This window comes from Bartonella bilalgolemi (assembly GCF_023500045.1).
Taxonomy (GTDB): Bacteria; Pseudomonadota; Alphaproteobacteria; order Rhizobiales; family Rhizobiaceae; genus Bartonella; species Bartonella bilalgolemii.
Window position 1 is genome coordinate 14,365 of record NZ_JAMCOF010000011.1, and the last position, 26,324, is coordinate 40,688.

General features: G+C 41.6%; 34 protein-coding genes. 25 read left to right on the forward strand and 9 right to left on the reverse strand.

What is annotated here, in order from left to right; translation table 11 throughout:
- Genes M4Z11_RS06145 through M4Z11_RS06175 form a run of 7 tightly spaced genes read left to right on the forward strand, consistent with a single transcriptional unit; the run spans window position 1 to window position 4,943 of the window.
- Window positions 1–249, forward strand: a complete 249-nt coding sequence (locus tag M4Z11_RS06145; RefSeq protein ID WP_249677599.1) for a phage head-tail joining protein — start codon at window positions 1–3, stop codon at window positions 247–249.
- Complete coding sequence (locus M4Z11_RS06150) at window positions 249–1,796, forward strand: phage portal protein (RefSeq protein WP_249677600.1); 1,548 nt, start codon at window positions 249–251, stop codon at window positions 1,794–1,796. Before M4Z11_RS06145 ends, M4Z11_RS06150 begins: the two co-directional genes overlap by 1 nt.
- Window positions 1,789–2,859, forward strand: a complete 1,071-nt coding sequence (locus M4Z11_RS06155; RefSeq protein ID WP_249677602.1) for a S49 family peptidase — start codon at window positions 1,789–1,791, stop codon at window positions 2,857–2,859. The genes M4Z11_RS06150 and M4Z11_RS06155 overlap by 8 nt, the downstream gene beginning before the upstream one ends.
- Complete coding sequence (locus tag M4Z11_RS06160; RefSeq protein WP_249677604.1) at window positions 2,856–3,122, forward strand: hypothetical protein; 267 nt, start codon at window positions 2,856–2,858, stop codon at window positions 3,120–3,122. Before M4Z11_RS06155 ends, M4Z11_RS06160 begins: the two co-directional genes overlap by 4 nt.
- On the forward strand, window positions 3,119–3,484 hold the full coding sequence (locus tag M4Z11_RS06165; protein WP_249677605.1) for a head decoration protein: 366 nt from the start codon (window positions 3,119–3,121) through the stop codon (window positions 3,482–3,484). The genes M4Z11_RS06160 and M4Z11_RS06165 overlap by 4 nt, the downstream gene beginning before the upstream one ends.
- A gap of 12 nt (window positions 3,485–3,496) precedes the next feature.
- Window positions 3,497–4,573, forward strand: coding sequence for a major capsid protein (locus M4Z11_RS06170; protein ID WP_249677607.1), 1,077 nt, complete (start codon window positions 3,497–3,499; stop codon window positions 4,571–4,573).
- Between the two features lies 1 nt (window position 4,574).
- Window positions 4,575–4,943, forward strand: a complete 369-nt coding sequence (locus tag M4Z11_RS06175) for a head-tail joining protein (protein ID WP_249677609.1) — start codon at window positions 4,575–4,577, stop codon at window positions 4,941–4,943.
- A gap of 286 nt (window positions 4,944–5,229) precedes the next feature.
- On the opposite strand, the gene M4Z11_RS06180 is transcribed toward M4Z11_RS06175, so the two are convergent.
- Both M4Z11_RS06180 and M4Z11_RS06185 read right to left on the reverse strand, forming a co-directional pair.
- Window positions 5,230–5,808, reverse strand: a complete 579-nt coding sequence (locus M4Z11_RS06180; RefSeq protein WP_249677611.1) for an ImmA/IrrE family metallo-endopeptidase — start codon at window positions 5,806–5,808, stop codon at window positions 5,230–5,232.
- A gap of 3 nt (window positions 5,809–5,811) precedes the next feature.
- Window positions 5,812–6,177 (reverse strand): helix-turn-helix domain-containing protein, encoded by a 366-nt coding sequence (locus M4Z11_RS06185; RefSeq protein ID WP_249677613.1) that lies wholly within the window; start codon window positions 6,175–6,177, stop codon window positions 5,812–5,814.
- A 420-nt stretch (window positions 6,178–6,597) separates the two neighbouring features.
- Between M4Z11_RS06185 and M4Z11_RS06190 the strand changes: the two genes are divergently transcribed.
- Window positions 6,598–7,329 (forward strand): antA/AntB antirepressor family protein, encoded by a 732-nt coding sequence (locus M4Z11_RS06190; protein ID WP_249677615.1) that lies wholly within the window; start codon window positions 6,598–6,600, stop codon window positions 7,327–7,329.
- Entirely contained in the window at window positions 7,326–7,604 is a 279-nt protein-coding gene (locus M4Z11_RS06195) for a hypothetical protein (protein WP_249677617.1), read from the forward strand. Before M4Z11_RS06190 ends, M4Z11_RS06195 begins: the two co-directional genes overlap by 4 nt.
- Before the next feature lie 93 nt (window positions 7,605–7,697).
- Here M4Z11_RS06195 and M4Z11_RS06200 read toward each other — a convergent pair whose 3' ends face one another.
- Complete coding sequence (locus tag M4Z11_RS06200; protein WP_249677619.1) at window positions 7,698–7,994, reverse strand: HigA family addiction module antitoxin; 297 nt, start codon at window positions 7,992–7,994, stop codon at window positions 7,698–7,700.
- A 16-nt stretch (window positions 7,995–8,010) separates the two neighbouring features.
- The gene (locus M4Z11_RS06205) at window positions 8,011–8,325 is read right to left on the reverse strand and encodes a type II toxin-antitoxin system RelE/ParE family toxin (protein WP_249677621.1); all 315 of its coding nucleotides are present in this window, start codon (window positions 8,323–8,325) and stop codon (window positions 8,011–8,013) included.
- A 52-nt stretch (window positions 8,326–8,377) separates the two neighbouring features.
- Between M4Z11_RS06205 and M4Z11_RS06210 the strand changes: the two genes are divergently transcribed.
- The 8 genes from M4Z11_RS06210 to M4Z11_RS06245 are packed head-to-tail and all read left to right on the forward strand — an operon-like array spanning window position 8,378 to window position 16,888.
- Window positions 8,378–8,926, forward strand: a complete 549-nt coding sequence (locus M4Z11_RS06210) for a hypothetical protein (RefSeq protein ID WP_249677623.1) — start codon at window positions 8,378–8,380, stop codon at window positions 8,924–8,926.
- On the forward strand, window positions 8,907–9,596 hold the full coding sequence (locus M4Z11_RS06215) for a phage baseplate assembly protein V (protein WP_249677625.1): 690 nt from the start codon (window positions 8,907–8,909) through the stop codon (window positions 9,594–9,596). The genes M4Z11_RS06210 and M4Z11_RS06215 overlap by 20 nt, the downstream gene beginning before the upstream one ends.
- A complete protein-coding gene (locus M4Z11_RS06220) occupies window positions 9,593–9,934 on the forward strand; it encodes a GPW/gp25 family protein (protein WP_249677627.1) in 342 nt (113 codons plus the stop codon). Before M4Z11_RS06215 ends, M4Z11_RS06220 begins: the two co-directional genes overlap by 4 nt.
- Entirely contained in the window at window positions 9,931–10,755 is an 825-nt protein-coding gene (locus M4Z11_RS06225; protein WP_249677629.1) for a baseplate J/gp47 family protein, read from the forward strand. The genes M4Z11_RS06220 and M4Z11_RS06225 overlap by 4 nt, the downstream gene beginning before the upstream one ends.
- Entirely contained in the window at window positions 10,755–11,861 is a 1,107-nt protein-coding gene (locus tag M4Z11_RS06230; protein WP_249677632.1) for a phage tail protein, read from the forward strand. The genes M4Z11_RS06225 and M4Z11_RS06230 overlap by 1 nt, the downstream gene beginning before the upstream one ends.
- Window position 11,862: 1 nt before the next feature.
- Window positions 11,863–15,006: a DUF4815 domain-containing protein gene (locus tag M4Z11_RS06235; protein ID WP_249677633.1), complete on the forward strand. Its 3,144-nt coding sequence runs from the start codon at window positions 11,863–11,865 to the stop codon at window positions 15,004–15,006.
- Between the two features lie 13 nt (window positions 15,007–15,019).
- Complete coding sequence (locus M4Z11_RS06240; RefSeq protein WP_249677635.1) at window positions 15,020–16,627, forward strand: Bgr_08870 family protein; 1,608 nt, start codon at window positions 15,020–15,022, stop codon at window positions 16,625–16,627.
- A 9-nt stretch (window positions 16,628–16,636) separates the two neighbouring features.
- Window positions 16,637–16,888, forward strand: a complete 252-nt coding sequence (locus tag M4Z11_RS06245) for a hypothetical protein (RefSeq protein ID WP_249677637.1) — start codon at window positions 16,637–16,639, stop codon at window positions 16,886–16,888.
- Between the two features lie 41 nt (window positions 16,889–16,929).
- Here M4Z11_RS06245 and M4Z11_RS06250 read toward each other — a convergent pair whose 3' ends face one another.
- The 5 genes from M4Z11_RS06250 to M4Z11_RS06270 form a co-directional block, all read right to left on the reverse strand.
- Window positions 16,930–17,181: a type II toxin-antitoxin system Phd/YefM family antitoxin gene (locus M4Z11_RS06250; RefSeq protein WP_249677690.1), complete on the reverse strand. Its 252-nt coding sequence runs from the start codon at window positions 17,179–17,181 to the stop codon at window positions 16,930–16,932.
- A 126-nt stretch (window positions 17,182–17,307) separates the two neighbouring features.
- Window positions 17,308–17,586: a hypothetical protein gene (locus tag M4Z11_RS06255; protein ID WP_249677640.1), complete on the reverse strand. Its 279-nt coding sequence runs from the start codon at window positions 17,584–17,586 to the stop codon at window positions 17,308–17,310.
- Complete coding sequence (locus M4Z11_RS06260; protein WP_249677644.1) at window positions 17,583–18,311, reverse strand: Rha family transcriptional regulator; 729 nt, start codon at window positions 18,309–18,311, stop codon at window positions 17,583–17,585. The genes M4Z11_RS06255 and M4Z11_RS06260 overlap by 4 nt, the downstream gene beginning before the upstream one ends.
- A gap of 251 nt (window positions 18,312–18,562) precedes the next feature.
- Entirely contained in the window at window positions 18,563–19,138 is a 576-nt protein-coding gene (locus M4Z11_RS06265) for a Rha family transcriptional regulator (protein ID WP_409337890.1), read from the reverse strand.
- Between the two features lie 253 nt (window positions 19,139–19,391).
- Window positions 19,392–19,988: an antA/AntB antirepressor family protein gene (locus tag M4Z11_RS06270; RefSeq protein WP_409337891.1), complete on the reverse strand. Its 597-nt coding sequence runs from the start codon at window positions 19,986–19,988 to the stop codon at window positions 19,392–19,394.
- A 352-nt stretch (window positions 19,989–20,340) separates the two neighbouring features.
- Here M4Z11_RS06270 and M4Z11_RS06275 point away from each other — a divergent pair, with 352 nt between their 5' ends.
- The 8 genes from M4Z11_RS06275 to M4Z11_RS06310 are packed head-to-tail and all read left to right on the forward strand — an operon-like array spanning window position 20,341 to window position 26,267.
- Window positions 20,341–21,576: a phage tail sheath subtilisin-like domain-containing protein gene (locus tag M4Z11_RS06275; protein WP_249677646.1), complete on the forward strand. Its 1,236-nt coding sequence runs from the start codon at window positions 20,341–20,343 to the stop codon at window positions 21,574–21,576.
- The gene (locus M4Z11_RS06280; protein ID WP_249677650.1) at window positions 21,576–22,082 is read left to right on the forward strand and encodes a phage major tail tube protein; all 507 of its coding nucleotides are present in this window, start codon (window positions 21,576–21,578) and stop codon (window positions 22,080–22,082) included. The genes M4Z11_RS06275 and M4Z11_RS06280 overlap by 1 nt, the downstream gene beginning before the upstream one ends.
- Before the next feature lie 2 nt (window positions 22,083–22,084).
- Window positions 22,085–22,372: a phage tail assembly protein gene (locus M4Z11_RS06285; protein WP_249677653.1), complete on the forward strand. Its 288-nt coding sequence runs from the start codon at window positions 22,085–22,087 to the stop codon at window positions 22,370–22,372.
- Between the two features lie 47 nt (window positions 22,373–22,419).
- On the forward strand, window positions 22,420–22,482 hold the full coding sequence (locus M4Z11_RS07460) for a GpE family phage tail protein (RefSeq protein ID WP_244548654.1): 63 nt from the start codon (window positions 22,420–22,422) through the stop codon (window positions 22,480–22,482).
- Window positions 22,479–24,362: a phage tail tape measure protein gene (locus M4Z11_RS06295; protein ID WP_249677656.1), complete on the forward strand. Its 1,884-nt coding sequence runs from the start codon at window positions 22,479–22,481 to the stop codon at window positions 24,360–24,362. The genes M4Z11_RS07460 and M4Z11_RS06295 overlap by 4 nt, the downstream gene beginning before the upstream one ends.
- A gap of 5 nt (window positions 24,363–24,367) precedes the next feature.
- Window positions 24,368–24,748: a phage tail protein gene (locus M4Z11_RS06300; protein ID WP_249677658.1), complete on the forward strand. Its 381-nt coding sequence runs from the start codon at window positions 24,368–24,370 to the stop codon at window positions 24,746–24,748.
- Entirely contained in the window at window positions 24,745–24,969 is a 225-nt protein-coding gene (locus M4Z11_RS06305; protein WP_078680005.1) for a tail protein X, read from the forward strand. Before M4Z11_RS06300 ends, M4Z11_RS06305 begins: the two co-directional genes overlap by 4 nt.
- On the forward strand, window positions 24,966–26,267 hold the full coding sequence (locus M4Z11_RS06310; protein ID WP_249677661.1) for a phage late control D family protein: 1,302 nt from the start codon (window positions 24,966–24,968) through the stop codon (window positions 26,265–26,267). The genes M4Z11_RS06305 and M4Z11_RS06310 overlap by 4 nt, the downstream gene beginning before the upstream one ends.
- Window positions 26,268–26,324 lie beyond the last annotated feature (57 nt).

The window sequence follows — 26,324 nt, forward strand, 5'->3', positions numbered from 1 at the left end:
GTGGATGAAACTTTAGGACAATTTAACAGAAAAATTGAGAGACTTGAAAGTTTAAAAAAACGGCGCGAGCAAATTGAAGAGGCTCTTTATTCAGGTGCACAATCAGTACGCCATGGCGATAAGCAAGTAAGCAACCGTTCTGTTGAGGAACTTCGCAGAGCGCTTGAGATGCTGAACACACAAATAGCCGCCCTTGAAGGACGCAAGCATTCACGCGTTTTCTATTTTAATATATCACGAGGCTATTAATGGCTGGCTTTTTGAATAAAATTACGGGATTTTTTACAATTTCTCGTCAACACAGTCCTCATTTTGAAGCAGCAAGCAAAAGCCGTCGCATGGGTGGTTTTGATCCTGCAAAAAAACACATCAATAAAGCGATTGAAGAATGCGGTGAAACCATTGTTGCCCGTTCAAGATGGCTTTATGACAATGAATCTCTTTATGGTTCTGCAACAGAAGAATGGGTATCCGCGGCTGTTAGCGATGGAATTAAGCCATATCCTCGTATTGAAGGCTTTCAAGAAGAAAAGAAAAAGCTTTTAGATTTATGGTGGCAATGGGCTGATGAGGCAGATTATGATGAAGATGCTAATTTTTATGGTCTGCAAGCAACGATTGCACGAGAAGTCTTTTTAACCGGCGAATGCTTTGTAAGACTACACTATGTCGACCTTTATGGACGCTCTGGTGTGCCGCTTCAATTGCAAGTTTATCCAACCGAAATGCTGGATTTAACTTACAATGGACCGGCTGAAATTAAAGGCAATTACATCCGCATGGGAATTGAATTCAATGCCAGTGGTAAACGTGTTGCTTATCATTTTTGGGAACATCATCCCTATGATGATTGCCCTGAAAATACAGCATTTAAGAGCCAAGAGCGCGTACGCATATCCGTGCCTGCTGAAATGGTCATTCATATCAAAGAGCGCCGTATTGCCGGACAATTGCGCGGTTCTCCTAAAATAACACGCTGTATGACAAAGATCTTTCAACTCGAGTCCTATGATGATGCAGAGCTTGACCGAAAAAGGACAGCTGCTCTTTTCGCGGCGTTTGTCAAGGACAATTCACCAAACGTCGAAAAATTATCCGATAATCGTGATAAAAACAACGTTGAAGAAGAATACGAAGCACCTGTCATTGCGCCCGGTGCATCTCTTTATTTAGGAGAGAATAAAGAGGTTACATTCTCAAATCCTGTTGAGGTTGGAGGTTCTTATGAAGCCTTTCAATTTCGCAATATCTTGAAAATTTGTGCAGCACTTAATATGCCTTATGCCGTTGTGACAGGGGATGTTACGCGGGGGAATTTTTCCAATGTGCGCACTTCCATCATTCAGTTTAGACGTCACGTCAAACAATGGCGCGAACATATCATTGCCTTTCAGTTTAATCGCATTGTTTGGGAGCGCTTTGTGGAAATGGCAGTACTTGCTGAATGCGTCAATTTGCCAGAGTGGGAAGAAAATCCCTTGCCATGGCTTCAATGTGAAAGCTTTGCACCGCCCCTTGAAATGATCGATCCAAACAAGGATATCTCAGCGGAAAAAGAAGAAATTCGCGCAGGCTTGAAAACACGACGCATAGCACTTGCCGAGCGCGGCTTTGATATCGACAGCATTCATGCCGAACTTGAGGAAGAGCACACAGACGCTCGTGCGCGCGGCTTATCTTTTGACACGGATATGGCAGCGCCTTCTGGTAGCAATCAAGTGATTGATACCGCAGATTCAGAACCTTCTGACACTTATGAAAGCAACCAAGGCAATGAGGCACATACAAATGGCTAATAATCTCGACATGCCGTTTTTAGTATCACGGCTTTTTGGTGTTCCTCATATGCTTGCCTCGACAAAGCTTGATGTTATTCTCAATGCTCTTGCACCGCGTCTTTTTGAGGGAGAAAAGTTTCCAATCGGGGCATTTGAAAAAGGGAATACGGCGGCTTTCAGACCCCCTGAAACTTATGTAGTGCGAAACAATGTTGCCATCCTACCAGTTCATGGCACGCTTGTGCGCCGCAGTGCATGGCTTGGTTCTCTCTCAGGATTAACCTCTTATGAAGGTTTAAGCGCTTCTTTTCGTGAAGCTATGGCACAACCTGATGTTCGCGCTGTTTTACTTGATATTGACAGCGGTGGGGGAGAAGCTGGCGGTGTGTTTGATTTGGTTGAAGAGTTTCAAACACTCTCAAAACAATACGACAAGCCAATTTGGGCACATGCCAATGAGTTTGCCTGTTCAGCGGCTTATGCCATTGCTTGCTCTGCCTCTCAAATATGGGTTGCTCGCACAGGGGTTGTGGGCTCAATTGGTGTCGTTTGTGCCCATCTTGACCAATCCCGGGCAGATGAGAAACATGGGCTTAAATGGACCTTTGTCTTTGAAGGTGATCACAAGGTTCATGGCAATCCTCACGAACCCTTAGCCGATACAGCACAAATAAAAATGCAAGCAGATTGCGCCCTGCTCTATGAGATGTTTGTCGATTTGGTGGTGCAAAACAGACGCTTAAGTGCTGATGCAATTCGCGATACAAAAGCAGAAACTTTTATAGGCACCCAAGCTCTCACGCTTGGATTAGCAGATGCACAAGGGACCCTTGCGCAAGCTTTGGAAGCCTTAACGGATTCCATATCACAAAACCCAACATCAACAACAAAAGAAGGACAAAATACATGGCACGCACACAATACCGCGCTGAAGAAGATGATGATGAAAAGATCGTCGACATCATCAACGACGAGGAAGAAGACGAAGACAATAGCGACATCGACAAAAACGCTGAAGTCTTTGACGACGAAGAAAACGAAGATGAGGATGAAGACAATGAGGACAAGCGCAAAGATATGAAAGCCGTGCTTGAAAAAGAAAGAAAACGCGCGCAAATACTAACGACACTTGAAAGGCAAGCAAAGCACCTAGGCGTTTCTTTTGATGCCGCAAAAGCTATTCAAAAAGGTATGAGCATTGAGAAAGCACGCCAGTGTGTGTTGACGGCTGCTACCTCTCAAAGCGCGTCTTTAAAGGTATCGCCTTATGTTCCTCATGCTGATGGAGAGAGCAAGGCAAAGATTCATGCAAAATGGGAAGCAGCTTGGAGGGCCGTGAAATGAATATTATTTATGAAGACGTACGCAATGGCGCTTATCTTGGTCCATACGACCCTGACATGTCAAACGAAGAAGTAATATTTGCATCAGGAGCATTTATTGAAGCGGGAACTGTCATGGGACAGATAACCGCATCAGAAAAATATATCCCCCTTAATCCAGCAGCATCAGATGGCAGTCAAACACCGGCAGGGATTTCTTTTGCCACTATTGACGCAACAGACGCAGATCAACGCGCCGTGATTACAGCACGCTTATGCACTGTAAAAGCTTCTGAACTTCTATGGCCAGATGCCATCACAGATGAGCAAAAGAAAGAAGCCATTCAGTCTTTAGAAGACAAAAACAACATTCTATTGCGATAGGAGAATGCACACATGGATATGAATTTTTTTAAACATGATGCTTTCTCAAGCATCACAATGATGAAAGCCATCGAAAACTATGAGTTTCAACCTGGTCTTGTGAGCTCTCTTAATCTTTTTGAGGAAGTTGAAACAAGCACCACAGTGGTTGGGATTGAACGGCGTGATAATACATTTTCGCTTATTCAAACCAGTGAACGCGGGGCACCTTTAGAAGAAGGTGATAGAGATGGTCGTAATCTCCGGTTTTTCAAAACAACAAGGATTGCCAAAAGTGATACAGTGAAATCAGAAGAAATCCAAAACCGGCGTGAATTTGGCACAGAAGATCAGTTAGAAACAGCAATGAAATATATTGCCAGAAAACAAAAGAAACTGATTTCTGAAATCGAATTGACATGGGAGAATATGCAACTCGGCGCTGTTCAAGGTGTTGTCCTTGATGCTGATGGCTCGGTAATTGTCGATTGGTACAAAGAATGGGAAATTACACCACCAAAGCCCATTGACTTTAAACTGAATAATGAAACCACCAATGTTGCTGACAATGTTGACCAAGTCATTATGAGGATGATTGAGGCTTCAAAAGGAGCATTTTCTGATCGTTCACGGATTATTGGTCTTTGTGGAAATGAATTCTTTTCCAAGTTGAAAAACCATAAAACAATTCGTGAGACCTATTTAAATACAGCCTTAGCACAGACACTCAATAGCGCAGGAGGTGTTGCAACACCAAGTGCTCGTGGCTCGGGGAGCTTTGGTAGTTTTGACTTTGCTGGTATCACTTTCATTAATTACCGAAGTATTCACAACTATAATGTGAGTGCGAAGGCTGGAACAAAGCGCGCCATAGGAATTAAACCTAATGAATGTCAATTCTTTCCTGTTGATGCACCTGGTGTATTCCAAAAAACCTTTGCTCCTGGTGAAAGCTTGGATTTTGCCAACACGGTTGGAAAACCTCTCTACACGATGCTAATCGTCGACCACGACCGTAATGCATGGATAAAACCGGAGGTCTACAGCTATCCGCTTTACATCTGCACACGTCCTGAAATGCTGTTTAAAGCAGTGATTGGAGCAAAATAACATGCGATGGCATGGGCTGCTAAACCAAATGGTTAAAGATGTGCGCAACACTTTTGGTCAGCCCATCATCTATACGCGAAAGGACAACCAGCAATCTTTTCGTATCACAGCGATTTACGGAATTAAGCATTCAGAATCGGACGCTGGTGGCAGAATCCCCACAACAATTCCAAGAAAGGAACTTGATCTTTGCATCAATGATATTGGAGGCTTACCACCAAAACCTCAAGATAGCGTTGTGATCATCTCTCCTGAAAACACTGAAGACGCCTCTCAAGAATACTTCATTATCATAGATGTCCAAGCTTCAGAATCCGGTATGTATAAACTTATCTTACGTAACGAATCTCCACCTAACAAGCAGTTTTGATTATGTTTCTAAGGAGAAGAAGGGGAATAAACTATCCCCTTCTGTGTTTTTATCACTTACTTATTGGAATACGCCAAGCCTTTCGCCCATAGTGTTTCGCGTAAAGTTTTTGACCTGTATAAGGACATCTACGCCATATTCGAAAAATATGAATTTTATTTTTGTTATCCATCAGATAACTTTCTCGGTGAATTGACCTAGACAAGAGACATTCACAATGATACAATTTCTCTACTGCTACAGGTTGCATTTTGCTGTTTCCTGTCTGGTTTTACGTCAGCAAACCTTAGCCTGACGTAAACTCTTTTGGGTTTGAGTTGCAGCTCAAACCCTTTTTATTCCGATTTAATGTTTTCATTCTAACCTTTGCTGCTTTTAATGAAACTTTATAGCACTTAGCAACCTCTTCTGGAGTCTTAAATTTTGGCATACCTGAACGTGGCATTAAAAGTTCAGCGGCAAACTGATCAGCTTGTCGTTCTGAACTGCGATAAGCAGGTATTTCATGGGAATCGATTACGCGTTGTAAGGGTACATTTGTATGTAAAAAGAGATGAGCAAATTCATGAGCAACTGTAAATCTTGCACGACCATTACCATCGTACGCATCTCTATAAATATCTTCTCTTAAAATGATGAACTTACCTTGCGGATCAGTTAAACCACCTACATTTCCAAGTTCTTTCTTATCTGCGATACGTAAATGAAAATTTAGCTTCATATCAGGCAAAATGGATTCAATAAACTCCATCACCGGAAAATACTGGTCATCTGATAATTGTAATTCTCTTCGAAATAAATCAGCTAAATAACTAATTTTGTTCCAACTATGAGGAGGAACCTCGTAATCAGTGCTTTTATACACCTTCTATTTACCTTCTTTTTCTTTTATCTGTTTCATTAGTTTTTTCATTTTTTCTACATCTTCTGAAGAAATGTTATCTATAACTCTAGCAAACATACCAACAAGTTCACCTTTGGATGAATTAGAAGACTTTATTGTAAAACTCTTACGGCAAGCATCAGCCTCTTTTCTTAAGAGTGAAGCCATATCCTGATCTAAAGCGTACAACTTGATGATTTTTTCTTCCATACCAACGGGTACAGATTTTTTGCCAATCTCGACAGAAGATAAAAACGCTACAGATATACCTAATTTATCAGCCATATCCAAAAGACGTTCTGCATGATCAATACGGAGTTTTCGTAAGGCTTTGCCAAATGATGTAAGCATCTAAATAGAACTCAAAAGGATTTATAATTAATCTTAATAAGTTGAATATATTTTATATATAGGTATAAATCAACTACTTTTTTACAATAATTACAGATTGCCAATAAATGACATTAACAAAATAAAAAATGTAATATTACTTATTGACATCATAATAGTAATATCTATACAGTCGGATCAGGTGCCTAACAAACACCTTAAAACCATAAGCGGATTGGTTGCCGAAATAATCAGTCTTCTATACATTAAAGACTTTGACTCATTATATGCTACATGCGTATAATAATATCTGTCGGGTGTGGTTGCGCTATACAATACCCTTACGGGGAAAGTGTAACGACGGACTTATGGCCGTGTTTGTTAGCGCCCGGCACTCTTTTTGAGTGTCATTAACAAACATCTAACCATAAGGAATTCATAATGAACACACTTATAGAAATTAGAGAACAGGTTATTGATCAGGAAACTGTTCAAACTGTTAACGCTCGTGATTTGCATGCGTTTTTGGAAATTACATCAAAGTTTGCAGACTGGATTAAAAATCGCATTAAAGAATGTAAGTTTCGGGAAAGTATAGACTTTATAACGCTTTCTAAAAATTTAGAAAACGGTGGAAAAGTAAAAGAATACCACATTACATTAGACATGGCTAAACACCTTTCGATGATAGAGCGTAATGACAAAGGGCACCAAGCTAGAGAATACTTCATCGAATGTGAAAAGATTGCAAAGCAAGTAGCAACACCACAGATAGACTACTCAAGTCCTCAAGCAATGATAGGTTTCTTGAACCACCTACAAAGTCAAATCGAGCAAAAGGATAACACCATTGCCGAATTAGCACCAAAAGCAGAAGCACTTGATGGTTTAAAACGCTCCGATGGGCTGTTCGGTTTGATAGAAGCTGCAAAGATGTTGGAAGTACGGCCAAAGGAGTTAACTAATTATCTCCGTAAGAATGATTGGGTGTATCGGCGAGCTCCAAGTGGTCCTTTGTTACCTTATCAGGATAAGATAAAGAAAGGATTCATGGATTGTCCTGCCATCACCATTCAAAGACCGGATGGAACAGATAAGGTACTCCCTTCAACAAAAATTACACCAAAAGGATTAGCTTGTTTGAGAGAACAAATCCACGGAGGTGTACAATGAACACCAGTGTCGATTTTTTGTGCGATTTGTGGATAGCATTGTTTCAGTTTTCTCATGATGAAAATATTAACGAAAAAGAATGTACTGCTTTGGTTGACATCATGAGTCTGATAGAAAAGGTTTTGATTGTAAAACTTCAAGATGAAGTACCAAATATACTTAAAATCTTGACAGTTCTAACAGATTTTGGAGATTCAGAACTACCGCATAGCATGGATTCTTTGTTGCGAGCCTATGCTCCTACTTTGGAGAACCCGATTGTAAAAGTAGCTTAGACCTACAATATAATTTTATCTCCTCGTCTTTTAGTAGACGTGGAGGTGGTTAAGAGGCTTCTTTAGGTAAGAACTCAAAATGAACGGAGATGATTAAACCCTACATTCAAATTTATTGATTTTGGCAAATTCGTCTGCTTTTTCAGTTTGTAATACACTAACGTCGTAAGCAGCTTGCATATTAAGCCAAAATTCAGCAGTAGTATCAAAAAAATAGGCTAATCTTAGTGCTGTATCGGGAGTGACTGGACTGTTTTCAGCAACAATCCGTTCTATCCTCGTGCGTGGAACATTCAGTGCTTTTGCAAGAGCATAAGCAGAGAGAGCATATTCTTTTAAATATTCTTCCCGTAAAATTTCTCCAGGGTGTATTGCTATATAATTTCTCATCTCGACCTCCTACAGATCAATGATAATCTACGATTTCAACTTCATAGGCGCCATTAGAACGCCATTCAAAACAAATACGAAACTGGTCATTAATACGAATAGAATATTGACCTTTACGCTCTCCTTTCAATGCCTCTAGACGATTTCCCGGAGGACTGCGCAAATCCTTGAGATCAACAGCTTTATCAAGCATAAACAATTTTCTTTGAGCTATACGCACTAGAATTGAAGGAAAGCCTCTGGGCGGATTGCCTTCTAGAAGATCTTTACACCGCTTATCAGCAAAAGATTCAATCACCAAATCACCTTTATTCGCTCTTTTATGTATCATAACACGATACCAAACCAAAGAAAAGGATAAATGTTAAATAACAGGAGCCCCCATGCATCCGCGAGAAACGATTAGGGAAAGTTTTGTTGCGTTGATCAAAGCAGCAAAAACAGCTGCTGGTGACAATGTTTTTAATATGCGTGATTTCAACTTTTCCGTTGAGAAAATGCCGACCATTAATATTTCAACACAAGGTGAAACAATTGAAGATGGCTATGATTATGGAGTAAGGCGGCGCATTTTAACAGTAGATGTTGAATGTTATGATACACGAGAAGATGGAGCGCGTTTTGTTGATCAACTAGCATGGGAAGTGGAGGAGGTTTTCTACGCCAATCCCAATCTCAACAACACAGTTGAGACATGCCGCCTGCAAAATATTGCTTTTGCCTTTGGAGATAATGGCGCCCTAGCACTCCATGGTGCAATTTTAACCTTTGAAGTCACTTACATGACAAATATCCCCAACATGGATGAAGACGAAGGCAGTGTAACAGCAAGACTCGTTGAACCTTTTCTAGGTTTTGAACCAGAGACAGGCGTTGGAAACGAAGATAAATACATAAAGATTGAGGAACCTCATGTTAGAGCGACGCAATAAAGAAATCACAGATCTAAAGAGACGTGTGGCCAATATGGTTGTGGTAGGTAAGATTAGCCATGTCGACTATAAAAACGCACGCTATCGGGTTAAAAGTGGTAATCTTGTCAGTGACTGGATTCCAGACACACAAGCCCGCGCCGGTAAAACACGCTCTTATGAAGGACGCGATGTTGGAGAGCAAGTGGTTGTTCTCTCGTCATCAGGGGATTTATCACAAGGTGTGATTGTTGGCTCCATTCATACAGATGCTAATCAAGCAGCCGATAACGGCAGCATTCACCGAACTATATATCCTGATGGAACCAGCCTTGAATATGATGATAAACAAAACAGCTATAGCATTCACATCAAGTCAGGTGGAAAGTTTATCCTGACCATCGCTGATGGCGTGTCACTAAAAAGTGAAGGTGGCGAATTAGAGCTTACCGCGCCGGATGGCATAAAGATTGTTTCAGAAAGCGATATAAGTTTAAACGCAAAAGGCAACATTTCTTTGAAGGCAGATAGTGGCGTTTCACTGCATTCGAATGATAGTATTTCTTTTCATTCTGGGAATAATATTTCCATTAATTCAAGTAACTTACAGCATAATGGCACCAATATTGGAAATAGCCATGTTCATGGTGGTGTTTCCCCTGGTGGCTCCATGACAGGAGGTCCAAATTGAACAGTGGAATGGACCGCACAACAGGAAAATCCCTATCCGGTATCGATCATTTGCGTCAGTCGATTATTGATATCTTGTCAACACGCATTGGCACGCGGGTCATGCGACGTGATTATGGTTCACGTGTTGCGGAATTGATTGATGCGCCATCCAATAATGCCTTTGCCGTTGCTCTTTATGCCGCCGTTGCTGAAGCTTTAGACAAGTGGGAACCACGTTTTAAACTGAAAAAAATCGATTTTAAAAGAGTTGAAGATGGAAAAATATCCTTGTCCTTTGCGGGCGTCTACTTGCCATCAGGCAAGCCCATTACCATGGAAGGAGTACTGATACAATGAAGAACCTTTCCAATCCCGAAATCATCTCAGAACTTTCCTTTGAAGAAATCCGCGCAGCAAACATTGAACATTTAAAAGAGCTTTTGCCAGGATACATTCTCCTTGAAAGTGATCCAGCAGTCAAAGTCATTGAAGCTTTTAGCTACCGAGAACTGCTTTTAAGGCAGCGTATTAATGAAGCAGCACGCAATAATATTCTTGATTTCGCAACCGGTGAATCTCTTGATTCTTTGGGAAACTGGCATGGCATTGCCCGCATGGAGGATGAAAGCGATGAGAGGTATCGTGAACGTATTCGACTTCATACCCGTGGTGGCAAAACGAGCGGAACAGAACCTTATTACAAGCTTATAGCTATGTCAGCGGATAACCGTGTTAAGGATGCGATTATTTATCGCAAAGGCAAAGATCCAACTATCTACGTTGCTCTTTTTGGCAAAAATGAAGAAGGAACAGCTTCTGAAGATCTCATACAAACAGTCTCACAAGCACTTCACAGAAAAAATATCATCATGACCAATGATACAATTATTGTTCACGCTGCTGTCAAAAAAGTAGTGGATTTGGAAGCAGATGTTTGGCTGTTACCAGAAACATCTTTGAAAATTCTCATGCAAATGGAAGAAAATTTAAGAGCAGCATGGAAAAAAGAACAAGCCATTGGTCGTGAATTAAGTCTCTCGTGGTGGATTTCAAAACTAATGATTGCTGGTGTCCAGAAAGTAAGTGCCATTGCACCAACACAAGACAGTGCAGTTTGTGATGAAGAAGTTTTAGCAATTGGAAAAATCATCTTAAACTTCAAAGGTCGTGCACGCTAATGGTTGGCTCTTTACTCCCAACCAATGCAACAGAATTTGAAAAACGCCTCGCTGCGGCATGTGATTTTCATCAAGATATGGATAGTTCTATTTTGTGGATTTCACAGACAAAATTGATCACACGCCCTCCCCGTTTTTTGCCCTGGTTGATTGAAGAATACGGACTTGGAGAGCTTACACCTTATGTTCCAAACCTTTATGATTTAATTGATCAAGGGCTTCAATGGCAGCGAGTACGTGGCTCCCTTGCGGCAATAGAGATGGGGCTTGAATGGCTAGGGATTTCGGCACGTTTTACGCCAGCCTGGACAAGGCAGATATGGTGGAATTCTTTTCAACTCTACTTTGATCAATTGCCTGAACGGAAAAGCCTTGAAGCCATTGAAGCAATCACAGACCTTTCCAAAAGTTTGCGCTCTGATTTTCGCCGTGGTGTTTATGGTTATGACGTTGAGGCAGCCGAGTGCAATATGTCGCGCCTTGATAACAGCATGTTGGAGTATGAGAGCGGTGTTCGCTTAACAGCTGGAGGCACTTTGTTTTCCTTTGAGCGCACAACAGAAATTAATCACACGCTGGAAGAAGAAGAAGGCAGGCTTATTGGCAATTGGATAGATGATGTGGATGAAGAATTAAGCTTCGACCAAATTGATTATCCATGGGACATGGCAAACTTTCCGTGGTGTTCGGTTAAAAAACATGAACGCGATATACTGATGGCAGAGTGGTTTCATGGCCGTACGCTTTATCTCGTATTAAGAGACACTCAAAATGCCGTGATTGGCATTCGCAGATGCTATGCTGTAGCGCCTGTCGAACAGGATTTGGATGGTGTGTACAGCCATTCAGGCGGCAGATTCCAGCTCTCCCCGATGGGCACGGCGCTTTTTCTGGCAGCACGCACAGACTTTCACGATGTTGATGGAAAACAAGCAGCATTTGTTTCCATTCTCGTTCATGCTTCTCCAAAACAAGACGTCCCTCTTGGCAAGCTTTGGTGTGACGCCAATGAACTGAATGATGGTGTGGAGATCCTCAAAACAGCCGTTAACATTCCGTTGCGCGCTGATGTTCGCGAACAATTCAAGATTTTATTGAGGTTTTAACATGAAACATGAAAGTGGCTTGCCGTTTGCAATTAACAGATCTATCGGCAAAGATGAACAACAAAGCGTTGTATTTTATGGACAACGCCCTTTTCTGCAAAGTGGTGAGTTGAATGAAGTTCAAACCATCATAAGAGGTCGTCACAATCGTTTAGGGCGCCTTGTTGCCAAAGAAGGAGACCGTGTTGAACGAGCAGATGCGTTTGTCAACAAAGATACACAAACAGTGACTTTAACCGACGGTAAGATTTTTATAGCCGGTGATATTTTCCCTATTTCACCAACCGTTCTCAACAATGTTTCCATGATTGGACGCGTAGAAATCGGTGTGAAACTGCAAAAAAGCTGGAATACCCATGAGGATGATCCGGAGCTCTTGGGGCAAATTCCAGGGACCTTAGCAGAAGGAGAGCCCGGTGCCGCCCGTGAGATTGCAAAGCTTGTTTGGGCTCTGAAAGATGATGGGCAGCAAGGAACGTTTTTTCCTGTCTACATTTTGCAAGATGGTGTTCTCATTGATCAAAAATCACCCTCACTACTTGAACCGGCCATGCAAGCCATTGCCACTTATGACCGTGCCCATGGGCATTATATTGTGAGTGGATGCCGTGTGAGCGCTTTAGGACCAAACAACGGTTGCCAAATCTTTAGCATTCAAGAAGGGGAAGCCAATATTAATGGCTTTAAACGTAAGCGCTTAGCGGCTTTGCGGCATGAAGAACCAGAAGATTTTTCGACAAGCGTTGTTCCTAGCGAAACGCATATTTTCGCACCTCAAAAAGGAAAAACAAGCTTTACTTTTAAACCATATTATTCTCCTATTGCCGATATTCAGTCTCTTTTGTTAACAAAAGAAAAGACCGTTAACATCACTCGCGGTGCGGTTGCCGCAGGGCGGGATGGTGTTCCTGATAAAAGCATCACCTCTTTCATCAAAGTCGTTCAAGGAAGCAAGGAATTTAAAGAAGACACAGATTTTAAGAAAACAGGAGATACCATTGATTGGGCTCCCATGGGAGATGAACCTGCTCCGGGGAGCACCTACAAAGTGACTTATCGTTACCGTGCACCAATAACCGCTGATAAGGTAACAGCACAGGAAATTACCGTCTCAGATGGTGCTGATAACGGTGATATTATCGTCAGTTACACTTATAAATTGCCACGCATTGACCGTATAGGACTGAATGCAGGAGGCGATGTGGTTTATATCAAGGGCATTTCGGCAGACCAACCCATGGCACCAAGTGTTCCTGATGATGTGTTATCCCTTGCAACCGTTCGCAACAATTGGCTTGAAGCGCCGCTTGTTGTCAATGATGGGACACGCGTAGCACCGTATGACGAGATGTGGCGTTATTTTCAACGAGTGCTTTCGCTTGACCGGTTGATGCAGTTAGAACGCATCAAAAGCAATGTCGACTCTAAAGAACCTGTTGCCAAAAAAGGAATGTTTGCAGATCCATTTCTAGATGACAGTTATAGAGATGAAGGCTTTAAACAAACCGGCGCTGTAGGCAATGGCATTTTACAACTTGCCATTGACCCAATATTCTATACTGCCGATTTGCAATCTCCTGTCACCCTTGACTGGACAAATGAAGTCATTATTGCGCAAGAGTTGACAACGGCTTGCGAAAAAATCAATCCTTATCAAAACTTTTCTCCTTTGCCTGGAAGAGTCACTCTTGCCCCTGCAACAGACTTTTGGCATGAACAGCGCACCGATTGGCTCTCAAGTGTGACCAATCAACTCAATATGGGTCAGAACCGTGGGAGAAGCATCCGTAAGACAGAAATCAGTGATGATTTGGTGCATGCGACCCAAGAGCAAATCGACTTTTTAAGACAAATTACATTGAACTTTAAGATTGAAGGTTTTGCTAAAGGAGAAATCTTAGAAAGCCTTACCTTTGATGGTGTTAATGTCTTGCCAAGTAGCCACCTTGTTGCCGACACCAAAGGTATGCTCGAAGGAACTTTTACCATTCCTAAAAACATTACCGCTGGCACAAAAAATGTTATCGCACAGGGCAAAGGGGGCACAATTGCAACAGGTCTTTTTACTGGACAAGGTGTGATTGATGTGAAAGTGATGCGGCGCACCACCACAGTAAAAATATGGACAAAAGTGGACCCACAAGCACAAGTCTTTACACCCGATGAAACACGACAAATCACAGGGATTGATTTCCATCTTTGTAAAATTGGCAACCCCTCTCATGATTTAATGATCGATTTAGTCACCACTGAAAACGGCTATCCTACCACCGATATTCAAGCCCAAACATCCTATTCCATGAAAGGTGCAAAAACCGGATGGGCAAAAGCGCACTATGATGTCCCCTTATTAATTCCCGATGATCGTCTGACCGCTTTTGTCATTAAAACTGATGATGGTGACCATTCTGTCTCACTGGCCAAACTTGGTGATTTTGATGCAGAGAGCCAAAGATATGTCTCAAGTCATCCGTATGTGACGGGTCCACGCTTTTCTTCTGTCAACGCACAAAGCTGGACAGCCCATCAAGATGAAGCCTTAGCATTTCGAGTGTTAGCAGCCCGCTACACACAAACAGAAAAAACCGTTCCTTTAGGTGAGTTTGATCTTGTTGACTGCTCTGATTTGCAAATACGTGCAGCCATTGAATTGCCTTCAAGTGAGTGTTCTGTCATCTTTGAAATTGAACGCAACAACGGCACAGTTTATCAACTACTGCCGTTTCAATTGCTTAATCTTACTGAATATATCAGTGAAAAAGTTCACCTCCGCGCTATTCTCAAAGGCACAGAAAAGCTTTCACCCGTGTTATTTGCTCCTGTTCAATTGATTGCAGGAAAAGTTCATAAAGAAGCAACCTATATCACCAGGGCTTTTGCCTTTGGTGAAAAATCGAGGCTTACCAGCTATATCAAAACCTTTTTGCCTGGTGGTTCATCCTTTACACTGGAGATGCAACTGGATGATGGTTCTTTTAGCCGTTTGGAACTAGATGAAACAGAACAGTTATCGGAACCTCTTTGGACAGAGCGCAAATTTATCAGTGATGATAAATCAGCACAACAAGCACGCCTTAAACTCACACTCACTGGTGGACCTGCAGCACGGTCCATGGTGTGTGATTTTGGTGCCGGCATATTATGATGGGAGAATAAGCATGACCAAAACCAAAAAACTCGACATGGAATTGCCAAAGGAAGGACGCTTTATCAGTTCTGAATTCCCAATTTTACGTGAAAACTTAAGAAAAATTGATCAAGCCATTGCCGATGTTGAGGAAAAGATAGACGAAAAAGCACCTTTAAAGCATATGCATAGCATAGGTGATGTTACAGATCTTGAAGCAACTCTTAAAGGTAAAATGGCAGCTGATAAAACCTTCTCATTTGCTGATTTAAGCGATATCGAGGGTGCTAAGGACGCGGCTAACAATTATGTGCTCTACAAATCAAGCAATAATAATTTTACCTTTGGTAGTGCAATATCATTGTTAGGTGCGCATCAACATAAAACAGAAGATATCATAGGACTTGACGACTTTAGAGCCAAAATCAACGAAGATCTCACAAGCTATGGACGTTTAACACAAGCCAATGAATGGCAAAGCTATAACAAATTTAACAGCAAAGTGACTATGAGTGGTGATGTGGAACTCACTGGCAATTCCTCGCTTAGCCTCACCCATAACGGTGAAGTGGTTACAAGTTTAAGCACAACGGAAAGCAAGCTTAAAGGACCGCTTAAAATCGACGGTGAAGCTGTTTATACGAAAAGTGAAATTGATAAATTGATGGCTTTATTCACCAAAAAAGCTGTCGAAATCCTCATGACAGAAAGCGGTACCATTCCATTGCCCGAAGGTGTCACTGATGACACAGAAATTGAAATATGGGCATGGGGCGGCGGGAATGCTGGTTCTTCTGATGGTCGCGGTGGCACTGGTGGTTGTTGTACATACGTAAGAACAAGGAAAAAATTTCTTGGTAAGAATTCGGTCAAGATTGGAAGAGGAGGAAAAGCTATCGGTGAGATATACGGTACTTCCACAGAAATTGGTTCACTTATTACTGCTTATGGTGGAAAAGGTCGCCCCCAACGAGGTGGCATTAACGGTGTTGATGGATCCACTGGTAATTCAACAAATAAGTATGGTGATAATGGCGGTAAAGGCGGTGATGGTGGCTTTGGTGGTAATGGCGGTAAAGGCGGTCGTGGCGGTGATAGCGGTAATGGCTATCGTGGCGGTTTGGGCGGTGATGGCGGTCGTGGCGGTGATAGTATTTACGGCTGCGGAGGGTATGGCGGTAATGGTGGTAATGGCGGTAATGGTGGTCGTGGCGGTAAAGGCGGTCATGGTGGCTTTGGTGGTCGTGGCGGTGATAGTATTTACGGCTGCGGAGGGTATGGCGGTAATGGTGGTAATGGCGGTAATGGTGATCGTGGCGGTGAAGGTGGTGATGGTGGAAACAGTGTTTATGGCGGCGGCGGCGGCGGTGGTGTTGGTGAAATTTTTGGCGGTGGTGATGGTGGAAACAGTGTTTATGGCGGCGGCGGTGGCGGTGGTGTTGGTGTTGGCGGTAATAGCGGTGGTGATGGTGGAAACAGTATGTGGGGTGGTCATGGTGGTAAAGGCACTTCAGTTTCTAAAGAGAGTAAAGCACTTTATGGCGGCGGCGGCGGTGGTTATTTCCCAGGAAAAGATGCAACATCCTCATCTAGTGGCGATGGCGGAGATGGAGCTATCTTGTTGAAATTTTTTATATAGGAGCACTTCATGGAATATGCAGTTGTTGAAAATGGTGTGGTAACAAATATTATCGTAGCCTCAGAAAATTATGTTCATGACTTTGATGGTGAAGCAATTCGGTCAAAGGAAGCACAAATTGGCTGGATTTACAAAGACGGGCAATTTTTCCCGCCTGTTGTTGATGAAAGCACAAAACAGCTCTCATCTACTGAAATGGCAGAAACAGACGCACCTGTAGAGCCTGTAAAAGAACCACAAGAGAAAGATAATCAAGTCTAGGCTATTAGGCTTGTATGATTTTTTTCTTTAAAGCCCCTGCTTTAAACATGTTCGTCGCCATTTAAAATATCATCTAAACCACGATCTAAGTCGTCTAATATATTTTGCGGTGCATTTGCATAAACAAAAGATTGTACACTAGAATGGGATTTTATTAATTCATGATATAAATCAACAGGAAGCATAATGATTTTCTCACGACCTCGCTTTGTTAAAGCTACAGGTTTAGACATAGCCTCATCTAAAATATCGCCAGCACCACGGTTTACATCCGTAAAACTATATTTTTTCATATGCACATCCTATCTTTAATGTATCATACATATTATACGTATAATACGTATTATGTAAAGATATTTTACGGCATTAACCACCTCCACGTCTACTAAAAGACGAGGAGATAAAATTATGTTGTAGGTCTAAGCTACTTTTACAATCGGGTTTTGCAAAGTAGGAGCATAAGCTCGCAACAAAGAATCCATGCTATGCGGTAGTTCTGAATCTCCAAAATCTGTTAGAACTGTCAAGATTTTAAGTATATTTGGTACTTCATCTTGAAGTTTTAAAATCAAAACCTTTTCTACCAGACTCATGATGTCAACCAAAGCAGTACATTCTTTTTCGTTAATATTTTCATCATTAGAAAACCGAAACAACGCCATCCATAAATCGCATAAGAAGTCGACACTGATGTTCATTGTACACCTCCGTGGATTTGTTCTCTCAAACAAGCCAATCCTTTTGGTGTGATTTTTGTTGAAGGGAGTATCTTATCTGTTCCATCCGGTCTTTGAATGGTGATGGCAGGGCAATCCATGAATCCTTTCTTTATCTTATCCTGATAAGGTAATAAAGGACCACTTGGAGCACGGCGATACACCCAATCATTCTTACGGAGGTAATCCGTTAACTCCTTTGGCCGTACTTCTAACATCTTTGCAGCTTCTATCAAACCGAATAAACCATCAGAACGCTTTAAACCTTCCAAAGCTTCTGCCTTGGGAGTTAATTCTGCAATAACATGATCTTTCTGCTCAATTTGGCTTTGTAGATGTGTCAAAAAGCCAATCATTGCTTCTGGACTTGAATAATCGATCTGTGGTGTTGTAGCCTGCCTTTCCAATTCTTGCCAACGGTCAATGATTTTAGCTCGTAAGGCAGTGCTGTAACCAGAAACAAGAATTAAACATTCTCGCTTAGGAAGGTGATAACAAGGGCGGTTTTCACCTTTTGCATCAACGTAAGTACCAATAAAATCAACCTCCTCAAATTTGAGGGCGTTAAGTTCTTCAAGCGTTTTCTTGATGTCACGCATAACATTGTCATGCCTTTTATCACATAATTCAGCAATTTCAATGCTAGACATAGTTTGAGTAGCAGCTCCACTAGGGCTGCTTCCTTTAATTTCTATAAGTGTGTTCATAAGAACTCCTAGTTGTTAGATGTTTTTCATTGACACTCTAAGGAGAGTGCCGGGCGCTGAAAAACACGGCAACTAGCCCGTCGTTATGCTTTCCCTGTGAAGGTATTTTATAGCATAACCACACCCGACAAAATCATTATATGCATCTAACATACAATGAGTCAAAGCTTTTAATATGCGGAAAATTAGTTATTTCGGCAACTAATCCGCTAGTTGTTTTAAGGTGTTTTTCAAGCACCTGATTCGATTATTCATATTGCTGTAATAATGTCAAGTGGTAATGTAATGTTTTTATAAAAGTAATCCGTTAACTCCTTTGGCCGTACTTCCAACATCTTTGCAGCTTCTATCAAACCGAACAAACCATCAGAACGTTTTAAGCCTTCCAAAGCTTCTGCTTTCGGTTTGAGTGTACTCACCTCATTTCTTAAGTCTTCTAATTGATTGATACTCTCTAAAAGGAGTTGCTTAATCGTAAGAGGATTTTCCAAAGCATTGGCAAGATCTACTTGTGGTGCGGCTACTTGTTTTTCCAGTTCTTGCCAACGGTCAATGATTTTAGCTCGTAAGGCAGTGCTGTAACCTGAAACAAGAATTAAACATTCACGCTTGGGTAAGTTATAACAAGGGCGGCTTTCACCTTTTGCATCAACGTAAGTACCAATAAAATCAACCGGCTCAAATTTGAGCTCGTTAAATATTTGCTTGATATCACGCATAACATTCTTATGCTGTTTACTGCACACTTCCGCAATTTCAATGCTAGACATAGTCCGAACTGTTGCATTGTTAGCAACACTTTCTGTAATTTCTATGAGACTGTTCATAAAGAACTCCTTATCGTTAGACGTTTTTGATTGACACCCAATAAAAGAGTGCCGGGTGCTCAAAAACACGGCGATAAGTCCGTCGTTACACTTTTCCCGCAAAGGTATTGTATAGTGTAACCACACCCGACAAAATCACTATATGCTACAAAGCATGTAATGAGTCAAAGTTTTTAAATTTCGGCGGGAAGCGATTATTTCGGTAATCTATCCGCTTATCGTTCGGTGTTTTTGAAGCACCTGATTCGATTATTCATATTGTCACTGCATTGTCAAGTGGCAATGTAATGTTTTTATAAAAGTAATCCGTTAACTCCTTTGGTCGTACCTCTAACATCTTTGCAGCTTCTATCAAACCGAACAAACCATCAGAGCGTTTTAAGCCTTCCAAAGCTTCTGCTTTCGGTTTGAGTGTACTCACCTCATTTCTTAAGTCTTCTAATTGATTGATACTCTCTAAAAGGAGTTGCTTAATCGTAAGAGGATTTTCCAAAGCATTAGCAAGATCCATTTGTGGTGTTGCTACTTGTTTTGCAAGCTTTTCACACTCAATAAAGTATAAACGCGCTTCTCTACCTTTCTTATTATTCTCAACCATTGAGAGCTCTTTCGCCATGTCTAAAGTGATGTGATATTCTGTACTTGGACGACCGCCTTTAGGTTTTACTAAATTTTTAGTAAAACTCACAAAGTCCTTATTTTCTAGGAAACCATATTCTTTAATACGATTAATAATCCAATCGTTAAAACGAGATGTTACCTTCAAAAACGTATGCAATTCACGGGCATTAACGGTTTGAACAGTTTCCTGATCAATGATTTGTTCCGATATTGGAATAAGAGTATTCATAATGGATCCTTGTTGTTAGACGTTTTTCATTGACACCCAAAAAGAGTGCCGGGTGCTGAAAAACACGGCAACAAGCCCGTCGTTATGCCTTTCCCCCGAAAGGGTATTGTATAGCGTAACCACACCCGACAAAGCTATTATATGCGTGTAACATATAATGAGTCAAAGTCTTTAATGTACAGAAGACTGATTATTTCGGTAACCAATCCGCTTGTTGTTTTAAGGTGTTTTTCAAGCACCTTTGTATGAATCTAACGATTTTGAATATTTTGTCAAGTCGTTCTCAAAAGCGGCTTTTTACCTCTCATTTTTCACATTCACTTCATTAGCCACTATTTTAAAGGAGCATAAAATGGCAACAGGTTTTCTACACGGTGTTGAAGTTGTCGAGGTTGACGACGGCACCCGCCCCCTTCGCGCGGTTCAATCGGCAGTTATTGGAATTGTTGGCACAGCGCCCGATGCAGATGAACAAGTCTTTCCTCTTAATACACCAGTTTTGATAGCAGGCTCTCTTTCACAAGCAGCAAAACTAGATAAAACAGGTAAACAACGCGGCACTTTACCCAATGCTCTTGATCTTATTTTCAAGCAAGTTGGAGCAATTGTTGTTGTCATCCGTGTGAAAGAAGGTGACAGTGAAAACGCAACACTCACCAATATTCTAGGCGGTGTGAACGAAAATGGCGCCTATGAAGGTGTTCATGCTTTCATTGGAGCACAATCTATTGTGGGACAAACACCACGTATTCTAATTGCTCCAGGCTTTACACATCAACGCCAATCCAGTGTGAGTATTGAAGAAAATAGAACTGGTGCGATAGCTAAAGCCGAAATCAGTACCACTTCTAATCCTGTAGCGGCAGAACTCATTGGCATTGCGGAACGTTTGCGCGCAATTGTGGTGATTGATGCACCAAACACAACAGATGAAGCGGCTCTTAGCACAGCGAAGGATTTTGATTCAAAACGCGCCATTCTTATTGATCCATTTGTAAAAGTTAATCGTAATGGCAAAATCGTAAAACAGCCAGCAAGTGCAGCGATTGCTGGTGTCATTGCTAAAACTGATTTTACGCATGGCTTTTGGCATTCACCTTCAAACAAAGTAATCAATGGCATTGTAGGAATTTCCCGCCCGATTGATTTTTCCATTGGTGATAGATCCAGCCGTGCCAACCTTCTTAACGAACAAAACATCACAACAATTATCCGCGAAAACGGTTATCGTCTTTGGGGAAATCGTACCCTTTCAAGCGATACAAAATTTGCTTTCTTATCGGTGGTGAGAACTGCTGATATGATCAATGACGCTATTTTGCGCGGGCATCTATGGGCAGTTGATCGTAACATCAAAAGGACATACCTGAACGATGTAAGTGAAAGCGTCAACGCTTATTTACGTGATTTAAAAGCGCAAGGCGCCATTCTTGGTGGGCGCTGTACACCAGATCTAGAGCTTAACACAACAAGCGCCATTCAAGACGGCCGAGTCTATTTCAATGTGGAATTCACACCAACCACACCAGCAGAACACATCACGTTCCGCTCACAAATCATCAATGATTACCTAGAGGAGATTTTTTAATGGCCATACCCGTTTTACCAAGAGTTTTGAAATATTTTAATATTTTTGTCGACGGCATTCCCTATCAAGCAAAATGTGAGAGCGTCACCCTGCCAAACTTAAGCTTGATTGTAGACAACTATCGTGGCGGTGGCATGGATAGCGCCATTGAAGTTGATCTTGGTCTTGAAACACTTACACTTACCATGACCATTTCTGATTGTTCTCCAGAATTAATGACACTGTTAGGACGCACAGATGTTGACATCTCATTGCGCAGTTCAATGCAAGCACAAGGCACGCCCGCAGAAGGTGTTATCATTACCATGAGAGGACTTTGCAAAGGCTTTGAAATGGCAGAATGGCAACCAGGGAGCAAAGCAACATCCACAGCTACCTTCACATTGCAGTATTTTAAATATGTCCAGAAGGACGTTGAAATTGTTGAGATAGACGTTCTCAACTTGATTAGAAAATTCAATGGTATCAATCAATTAGCAGACCATAAAGAAAACTTAGGATTATAAAAATGACTATACAAAAAAGTATTACACACAAATTACTTATTCCTGTGACCTTTGAAGGAAAAGAACACACCGAAATTACCTTACAACGTCCCAAAACAAAAGATGTGCAAGCCATTGATAAGAAAGAAGGTATTGAACAAACAATTGCTATGATTGCACGCCTTTCCGGATGGCCACATGAAGCGATTGAAGAACTGGATATTAATGACTTGTCGAGCATTGGAGAGATTTTGGAGTCTTTTATCAAGCGGCGGGACACCTCGACTGGGAAACCGCCGCTAAACTCATAGCCGATATCGCCATTGTGTTCCATTGGTCACTTTCAGACATGATGGAAATGGAACTGCAAGAACTAATATTCTGGCGAAAACAAGCAGCAGAAAGGTATAAGACAAAATGAGTGAAAAAGTTGCCGATGCAAAGGTTAAGCTGTCCCTTGAAGACAAACTCACCGCACCTCTTAAACATCTTCAAAAAAAATTCGATACATTGTCAAAAACACTCTCACATAGATTGAGTATTCCGCGCTTTTCTGCTGCTGTAAAAAACATGACAACGAGCCTTCATGGCGTTCAAAGTGCTCTTGGTACAGCTGCAAACCGTGCTTCAGTCTTTACTGGTGCTTTAGGGCTTGCAGGTGGTGGTCTTGTGGCCAGTCTAACTGCTGTTACTATGAAAACCATGCATATGGGCGATAGTCTATACCATGCATCACGCCATTTAGGGATGAGTGTTACATCGCTTCAATTATGGGGTGATGCGGCCGATAATTCAGGATATTCTGCCGAACTCTTTCAACAATCCCTAGCCACTTTAAATAGGCGTTCAGCACAAGCATATGCTGGACAAAAAAGAGGTATTATGGGCTTTGAGGCACTTGGTATTTCGGTCAAAAACGCTTCTGGAAAACTCAAATCAAACTCTGTCTTACTGGAAGAAATTACCGACAAGATGAGTAAGATGAAAAATCAAGCGCAAAGACAGCACATTGCTGCTCTGCTGTTTGGTGGTGACGGCAAGGAAATGGCAGCCATGCTTGCGCAAGGGATGGAGCCAATCAAAGAACTGTTTGCAAAAGCACAAAAAGGAAAATGGCTAATAGGAGCCGACGTCGCACGCTATGCAGCAGATTTAAGTGATAAGCTTGGTGCCTTTAAGAAAAAAATAGGCGGTATCGCGAGCTTTATTGGAGCACGCTTCATGCCAGTGATCAATGATATGATTGACGGTTTTTCAAAGTTGATTGATGAAAACCGTGACCTCATCCAAACAACAGTTGCTGGATGGGCTAGAAGTGTAAAAAAAGTCTTTAATGATTTACTGAACCCTACCTCTGATTTGAGAAAAAGCATCAGTGATCTCACAGAGAGGATTAAAGGCTGGTTTCGCTGGCTAGAGCCTTTGATTGGTGAAATAACCGTCTTTAAGGTAGGTCTTGTAGCCGTTGGTTCATTCATTTTTGGACCACTCATTGCCGCATTAGCCGCAGCGGGAGCAGCGTTCGTCACGCTTGGCTATGCAATCATGACAACACCTATCGGCTGGATACTTGGTGGTATTACAGCTCTTGTTGCTACTGGATATCTACTCTACAAAAACTGGGATACAGTTATAAGCTTCATAAGCAAGTTATTGGATTCTTTTGCTAGCTTATGCAGTAACGTTTTTGATCAACTCTTCACTCTTTTTAAAAACTTTTCACCACTCACTTGGATAGCAAAAGAAATTAATGAACTCATTAAATGGTTGCTTGGCGTCGATTTAATGGAGGCAGGAGCCAACCTGATTAACGGTCTTTGGGAAGGTATCAAAAGAAAATGGGATGATTTGTATAACGAATTTGGCAATATGATGAATGGACTAACCAGTTGGATGCCAAACTGGATGAAAGAAAAGCTAGGCTTTAATGTTTCAATCAACAAAACTTCAACTCAAACTATTAAAACCTTTACCGATGAAACCAATGCTCGTGCAAAAAGAATGCTTGATACAGCAATGGTCCCCTACTCTCCATCTGGAAGAAGCAAAAGCAGTTCCAATACAGGCGTAGTTGAAACAGGACAAATGCAGGCTAAAACTGTAAAGGTTGAATCTTTCAAGGTTCCAGAACCAATCACAGTTCATAAGCCGGTAGAAATAGACGCCCGCGTGATGATTTCAAATTTAAATATTTCCGTTCCCAATGGTTTAAAAGACGAAATCCGCGCCGCCGTAAATCAAGCCCTTGAACACTATGCCAAACAACAGCGCTTCGCTATAGCTTCTAGTCTTTCGGATTAATCATCATGATGCTAGCTTTAGGTGGTTTTATCTTTTCCATTGAAACAGCAGCCTATCAAGTCCTCGATATGACCTATGACATTCCATGGGTTGAACAAGGGCGGTTGGGACGTAAAGCAGCGCTTCAATTGCCAGCTGCTGCAAATGCTGCGTTTTCTTTAAAAGGTATCGTTTATCCAGATTTCAAAGGCGGTCATGGACAAATAGAACATTTACGGCAAATGGCGCATAATGGTCCTCACATCCTTGTGACCGGTCAAGGCAAAATTTTAGGTAAGTTTGTCATCCTTTCTGTAGAGGAAAAACAAAGTGTTTTTCATTATAATGGCACACCAAAAAAACAAGAATTTACGATAAAGTTGAGAGAATATGGTGAAGACCTATGAGTGACCTTTATATGACTAAAGATGGCGATATGGTGGATGCCATTTGCTGGAAATACTATGCCAAAGGTCAACAAGCGCTTGCTGTTGAACGCGTTTACGCGGCTAATTTTGGTCTTGCAGACTATGGTCCAATTTTAAAAGCAGGTATCACTATACTCCTACCATCCCTCCCCTATCCTAAAGCCACACCTGTGATCAGAATTTGGGGCAACAAACAATGAGACCTTTTTGCACAGTGAAGGCAAATGGAGAGGATATTACACGCATACTTATGGACTATGTTTTGTCGATTGAAATTACCGATGAAGCAGAAGACAAAAGCGACCGCATCACCATAGAGCTTGATGATCGTGCGCGTGAGTGCGATAATGGCTTTCTTGACATACCTCTCATTGGAACAATCATTTCTATAACTCTTGGTTATGAAGGTGGTAAAAACCGTGATATGGGAGCCTATCTAATTGATGAAATCTCTGTAAGCAGCCCACCACAAACCTTAAGTGTTACAGGTCGCGCCGCCTCCATGAACACATCTTATAGAACACCTAAAAGCCAATCCTATCACCAGCAAACTTTAGGCAACATTATTCAAGAGATAGCACAGCGCAATGGCTATACACCAAAAGTTGATCCTGCTCTTGCAAAAATTGTTGTGCGTCACATTGATCAAACAACAGAAAGCGATATGGCTTTTGCCACACGCCTTGCAGAAGAATATGATGCAGTAGCAAAGCCTGTTGATGGTAAATTAGTGCTTGCCAAACGAGGTGAAGGCAAAGCTATAACCGGTGAAACCATCCCTGTTGTTATCATCCATGAGAAACATTGCACCTCTTGGGATTTTAAATACAGTTCACGGGATGAAGCCGGTATGGCTAATGGCTTAAAGACAGATGCGGGGGATGATCAAAAGGCTGCTGCCAACGCACGAGAAGCCGAAGAAATCGATGAAGGAGAAGATGTTATTCATATGGATGAAAATGGCGCCGACGATTTGCCTGAAGTAGAGACAGCAGCAGAAACACCTGAAAAGCAAGAAGAAGAAAAAAAAGGAGGTGTCCTTGCAGCCTATCACGATATCCGCACTGGTGAAAAAAAGGAAGTCAAGGTTGGTAAAGAACCTTTTCATGAACTCAAATATACCTACCATAACCAATCAGAAGCTGTTGCGGCCATTGCTGCTTATCGCAATAAATCATCTCGTGGAAAATCTTCTTTTTCGTGTGATATCGGCGGTAATCCCTTTGTACAAGCAGAAGCAAAGCTTATTCAAGAGCCCCCTTTTCGTCCCTATATTCCAACAGAATGGCGTATCAAAAGTGTTAAACATAAACTTGATAAGACAGGAGGCTACATAACAAAAATAGACTGCGAACTTTTTGATAAAGCACAAGAAGATACCGCTAGAAACGTTGCAAACACAAAACCAGACAAGGATGATATCCTTGATCCAAACGCTCAACCAGACGCATGTGATGAAAGCGATGGCGTCATCCATATGGATGAGGAAGATACATGAATAAAGCTATCTTATCTAATGATGATAAAAAGCATATTCCTATCCGAAAAAGAAATC

Bases quoted from the DNA above. Each gene is read 5' to 3' on its own strand.
- M4Z11_RS06150 (WP_249677600.1), top strand. From the start codon at position 249: ATGGCTGGCTTTTTGAATAAAATTACGGGATTTTTTACAATTTCTCGT.
- M4Z11_RS06155 (WP_249677602.1), top strand. From the start codon at position 1,789: ATGGCTAATAATCTCGACATGCCGTTTTTAGTATCACGGCTTTTTGGT.
- M4Z11_RS06160 (WP_249677604.1), top strand. From the start codon at position 2,856: ATGAAAGCCGTGCTTGAAAAAGAAAGAAAACGCGCGCAAATACTAACG.
- M4Z11_RS06165 (WP_249677605.1), top strand. From the start codon at position 3,119: ATGAATATTATTTATGAAGACGTACGCAATGGCGCTTATCTTGGTCCA.
- M4Z11_RS06170 (WP_249677607.1), top strand. From the start codon at position 3,497: ATGGATATGAATTTTTTTAAACATGATGCTTTCTCAAGCATCACAATG.
- M4Z11_RS06175 (WP_249677609.1), top strand. From the start codon at position 4,575: ATGCGATGGCATGGGCTGCTAAACCAAATGGTTAAAGATGTGCGCAAC.
- M4Z11_RS06185 (WP_249677613.1), bottom strand. From the start codon at position 6,177: ATGCTTACATCATTTGGCAAAGCCTTACGAAAACTCCGTATTGATCAT.
- M4Z11_RS06190 (WP_249677615.1), top strand. From the start codon at position 6,598: ATGAACACACTTATAGAAATTAGAGAACAGGTTATTGATCAGGAAACT.
- M4Z11_RS06195 (WP_249677617.1), top strand. From the start codon at position 7,326: ATGAACACCAGTGTCGATTTTTTGTGCGATTTGTGGATAGCATTGTTT.
- M4Z11_RS06200 (WP_249677619.1), bottom strand. From the start codon at position 7,994: ATGAGAAATTATATAGCAATACACCCTGGAGAAATTTTACGGGAAGAA.
- M4Z11_RS06205 (WP_249677621.1), bottom strand. From the start codon at position 8,325: ATGATACATAAAAGAGCGAATAAAGGTGATTTGGTGATTGAATCTTTT.
- M4Z11_RS06210 (WP_249677623.1), top strand. From the start codon at position 8,378: ATGCATCCGCGAGAAACGATTAGGGAAAGTTTTGTTGCGTTGATCAAA.
- M4Z11_RS06215 (WP_249677625.1), top strand. From the start codon at position 8,907: ATGTTAGAGCGACGCAATAAAGAAATCACAGATCTAAAGAGACGTGTG.
- M4Z11_RS06225 (WP_249677629.1), top strand. From the start codon at position 9,931: ATGAAGAACCTTTCCAATCCCGAAATCATCTCAGAACTTTCCTTTGAA.
- M4Z11_RS06230 (WP_249677632.1), top strand. From the start codon at position 10,755: ATGGTTGGCTCTTTACTCCCAACCAATGCAACAGAATTTGAAAAACGC.
- M4Z11_RS06235 (WP_249677633.1), top strand. From the start codon at position 11,863: ATGAAACATGAAAGTGGCTTGCCGTTTGCAATTAACAGATCTATCGGC.
- M4Z11_RS06240 (WP_249677635.1), top strand. From the start codon at position 15,020: ATGACCAAAACCAAAAAACTCGACATGGAATTGCCAAAGGAAGGACGC.
- M4Z11_RS06245 (WP_249677637.1), top strand. From the start codon at position 16,637: ATGGAATATGCAGTTGTTGAAAATGGTGTGGTAACAAATATTATCGTA.
- M4Z11_RS06250 (WP_249677690.1), bottom strand. From the start codon at position 17,181: ATGAAAAAATATAGTTTTACGGATGTAAACCGTGGTGCTGGCGATATT.
- M4Z11_RS06255 (WP_249677640.1), bottom strand. From the start codon at position 17,586: ATGAACATCAGTGTCGACTTCTTATGCGATTTATGGATGGCGTTGTTT.
- M4Z11_RS06260 (WP_249677644.1), bottom strand. From the start codon at position 18,311: ATGAACACACTTATAGAAATTAAAGGAAGCAGCCCTAGTGGAGCTGCT.
- M4Z11_RS06265 (WP_409337890.1), bottom strand. From the start codon at position 19,138: ATGAACAGTCTCATAGAAATTACAGAAAGTGTTGCTAACAATGCAACA.
- M4Z11_RS06270 (WP_409337891.1), bottom strand. From the start codon at position 19,988: ATGAATACTCTTATTCCAATATCGGAACAAATCATTGATCAGGAAACT.
- M4Z11_RS06275 (WP_249677646.1), top strand. From the start codon at position 20,341: ATGGCAACAGGTTTTCTACACGGTGTTGAAGTTGTCGAGGTTGACGAC.
- M4Z11_RS06280 (WP_249677650.1), top strand. From the start codon at position 21,576: ATGGCCATACCCGTTTTACCAAGAGTTTTGAAATATTTTAATATTTTT.
- M4Z11_RS06285 (WP_249677653.1), top strand. From the start codon at position 22,085: ATGACTATACAAAAAAGTATTACACACAAATTACTTATTCCTGTGACC.
- M4Z11_RS06295 (WP_249677656.1), top strand. From the start codon at position 22,479: ATGAGTGAAAAAGTTGCCGATGCAAAGGTTAAGCTGTCCCTTGAAGAC.
- M4Z11_RS06300 (WP_249677658.1), top strand. From the start codon at position 24,368: ATGATGCTAGCTTTAGGTGGTTTTATCTTTTCCATTGAAACAGCAGCC.
- M4Z11_RS06305 (WP_078680005.1), top strand. From the start codon at position 24,745: ATGAGTGACCTTTATATGACTAAAGATGGCGATATGGTGGATGCCATT.
- M4Z11_RS06310 (WP_249677661.1), top strand. From the start codon at position 24,966: ATGAGACCTTTTTGCACAGTGAAGGCAAATGGAGAGGATATTACACGC.